1 protein-coding gene is annotated in these 550 nt (G+C 71.1%); it reads left to right on the forward strand.

What is annotated here, in order from left to right:
• The coding region (locus tag IF47_RS0126775; protein ID WP_031511617.1) for an aminotransferase class III-fold pyridoxal phosphate-dependent enzyme at positions 1-550 on the forward strand (550 nt) is incomplete at both ends.

Below are 550 nucleotides of genomic sequence, written 5' to 3' on the forward strand. Positions count from 1 at the left end.
GGACATGCTGCTGATCGTGGACGACATCCAGATGGGCTGTGGCCGCACCGGCGCCTTCTTCTCCTTCGAGGAGGCCGGCATCGTCCCCGACATCGTCACCGTCTCCAAGTCCATCAGCGGCTACGGCCTGCCCATGGCGCTGACCCTGTTCCGGCCGGAGCTGGACGTGTGGGAGCCAGGCGAGCACAACGGCACCTTCCGCGGCAACAACCCGGCGTTCGTCACCGCCACCGCCGCGCTGAACGCCTACTGGGCCGACGGCCAGATGGAGAAGCAGACCCTGGCCCGCGGCGAGCAGGTCGAGACCGCGCTGCGCGCCATCGCCGCCGAGCACGGCGACGAGGTCGCCGACGTCCGCGGTCGCGGCCTGGTGTGGGGCCTGGAGTTCCACAACAGGTCCCGCGCCGGCGCCGTCGCCTCGCGCGCCTTCGAACTCGGCCTGCTGATCGAGACCTCCGGCCCGGAGAGCGAGGTCGTCAAGCTGCTCCCGGCACTGACCATCTCGCCCGAGGAGCTGGACGAGGGCCTGCGGATCCTGGCCCGCGCGGTC

The sequence above is a fragment of the Streptomyces megasporus genome (assembly GCF_000718985.1).
Taxonomy (GTDB): Bacteria; Actinomycetota; Actinomycetes; order Streptomycetales; family Streptomycetaceae; genus Streptomyces; species Streptomyces megasporus.